Raw genomic sequence first — 2578 nt, 5'->3', positions numbered from 1 at the left:
CGCGGGGAGCGCGCCAGAGACAAGTCATATCGACCTTAGTCTCCTTCACTGAGTCCAAGGACGTTTTGGCCGGCATTGCTGCCGGCCAATTTTTTTTTGCGCGTGCTCGCGTGCCGTCAAGAGCGGCGGGGGCCACCGGCTTGCGGAATCAGCCTCCGCTGAACATCCGGCTGGGGGCGATATACACGCGGATACCCTTGGCCTCGGCCATCTCGGGAAAGATGGTCTTCATGTCGACCGAGGTGCCGCCAACCGCTTCCAGGAAGGTCCAGCCGACGGTCTTGTCGCCGGCGCGGAAGGCAACCGATTCCCCCGATGCAACGTTCACGTAGTTCATGCCGGGCGCCAGGGTTACCGTGCGCGTGGTGTTGCCGATGGCGGCCGGGCTGCCGAACAGGGCCGCCACCTTGCTGGCCTTGGCCTGCACGGCCTCGTGCGTGTTGGCGCTGCCCGCCGGGGCATTGGCGCTCCAGGCCGACGAAATGCTGAGAATGGAGAGTGCCAGCGTGGCGGCAAGTTTCTGCTTTTGCTTCTTGGTCATGGTTCGTTCCTTGTGCCCACCCGGTTTTGTGGAGTGCTTTTGTGGGTAGGCATGAGGAAAGTCTAGCGACGCCGCATGCATTCTAAAAATGATATATACAATTTGAATCGAGTCGTTTTTTTCATGGCATGGCGCGATGCCACCCGCCGGCAGTCGGGCGTCGGGCGCCGGGCGCCGGGCCGCGCCTTAGTCGCGCGTAGCGGCGACGCGGGGATCGTCGAGCAGGAACTGCACGAAGGCAGCCGTGAAGGACGGCAGCTTGCCGTCGGCGCGCACGATCAGGTTCAACTCGCGCCGGGCCCAGCTCTCGGCCAGCCGCACCCCGGCCACCCGCGCCTCGCGCAGGGCCGGCGCGGCCACGCTGCGCGGCACCAGCGCCACGCCCACGCCAGCCTCCACCAGAGACAGCGCGGCGTCGAAGCTATGGGCGTGCAAGCGCACATTCGGGCTCTTGCCGGCGCGCTGCGCCATATCGCGCAGGAACAGGAAATTGCTGCTGCTCCGGCTCATGCAGACGAAATCGAAATCCAGCGCGGCGCCAAAGCGCAGTTCGGTCTGGCGCGCCAGCGGATGGTCCGCGGGCACGGCCAGGATCAGTTCGTCCACGGCGTAGCGCACGGCGCGCACTTCGCTGGCATCGATGTCGCCGGCCAGGATGCCGATATCCGCCTCCTGCGCCGCCACCGCCGACACGATGGCGGGGCTGGCGCGCTCCTCGAGGTCGAGGTTGACGTCGGGGTTGGCGGCAAGGAAGCGGCTCACGCTGGGAATGATGAACCCGTTGAGCGAACTGCTGTTGGCCAGCAGCCGGATATGGCCCTTGAGCCCGGCGGAGAAGCGCCCGACCTCGCCATGCATGCGCTCCACGCCCCGCAGCAGTTCGCGCACGTGCACCAGCAGGGTTTCGCCGGCGGGCGTCAGCTCCATGCCGCGCGCGCTGCGCACGAACAGCGGCGTGCCCATGGCGTGCTCGAGATTCTTCAGCCGGTAGCTGGCGGCGGACGCCGTGATGTGGATGGCGGAAGCGCCGCTGGACAGGCTTTGGGCTTCTGCAATGGCCTGGAACAGGCGCAGGTCGGTCAGTTCGTAGCGCATCGGGCTCCCGGAATCGGTCAGCCCTCGTGCGCACGGCTGGCAATTCCGGCAGACGGACAACGCAGACGAAGGCGCCCCATTCTAAGGCATGGCGCCGGACGCGCACGGAAGCGGGGGCGGGACGTGCCCGCCTCGCCCGCCTCAGTCCATCAGGTCGGTGTACTCGCCACGCGCGTAGGCGCGGGCGCGTTCCCACGGGGCGCGCTGCGGCGTGGCCACGGTGGTCACGCGCGTGAGCTTGGTCGACGTGCCGCCGGCATTGCGCGACTCCACCGAGCGCGGGAACTGCCCGGCAACGTCCCACCAGACCGTGACGGATTCGCCCCCGCGCTGCGCCTGGTACTGCTGCGCCCCGTTGCGCAGCGGCCCCACCGCGCGCATCTGCTTGAGCGCGGCCGGGTCGAGCAGGTGGTAGGCGGTGGGCCATGATCCGTCGAAGCCGATATTGCCGTATTCGGCGGGCTTCACATCGAACACCTTCTTCAGGTGGTCGCTGACCACCGTCACCGACAGCTTGCCGGAGGGCGGGTTCTCGATCCAGCGGGCCGCCGTGGACAGGTCCACATGCTTATGCCCGCCGCCGCCCTTTCCGGACTCTTGCTCATGCTCATGGGGCACGCCACGCGGCAGTTCGCGTTCGATCCAGACGGCGTTGCCTGCCCGGTACACGCGCTCGGCGAAGGCAACGTCGCGCTTGACGCCGTCGCTGCCGAGCGACGAAAGCTGGTGCTCCACGCGCAGCGCGAGCGGCGCGCCGGCCGGCGTCGCCGGTGCGGCGAGTGCGATGGGGCTCAGGATGGCCGCCAGGCCAGCCAGCAGGCCGCCGAGCATGCGGGCGCGGCCGCGCGCGGCCAGGAAAACGGAAGCCCCCGGAAAGACGGAAGCGGCCAGGGCGCCAAGGTTGCTGCGAACTTGCATCTGGATCTCGTGATTCGTGATTCG

The 2578-nt window shown here is 67.9% G+C and carries 3 protein-coding genes; all 3 read right to left on the bottom strand.

What is annotated here, in order from left to right:
• Positions 1-148 precede the first annotated feature (148 nt).
• Positions 149-541, bottom strand: coding sequence for a CzcE family metal-binding protein (locus tag P3W85_RS13485; RefSeq protein ID WP_017226429.1), 393 nt, complete (start codon positions 539-541; stop codon positions 149-151).
• 186 nt (positions 542-727) lie between these two features.
• Entirely contained in the window at positions 728-1636 is a 909-nt protein-coding gene (locus P3W85_RS13480) for a LysR family transcriptional regulator (protein WP_276265149.1), read from the bottom strand.
• Positions 1637-1777: 141 nt separating this feature from the next.
• Positions 1778-2467: a hypothetical protein gene (locus P3W85_RS13475; RefSeq protein ID WP_276265150.1), complete on the bottom strand. Its 690-nt coding sequence runs from the start codon at positions 2465-2467 to the stop codon at positions 1778-1780.
• Positions 2468-2578: the final 111 nt, after the last annotated feature.

The sequence above is a fragment of the Cupriavidus basilensis genome (assembly GCF_029335485.1).
GTDB lineage: Bacteria > Pseudomonadota > Gammaproteobacteria > Burkholderiales > Burkholderiaceae > Cupriavidus > Cupriavidus basilensis_E.
Note: the sequence above shows the minus strand (reverse complement) of the source record. Positions and strands in the feature narration are given on the sequence as shown.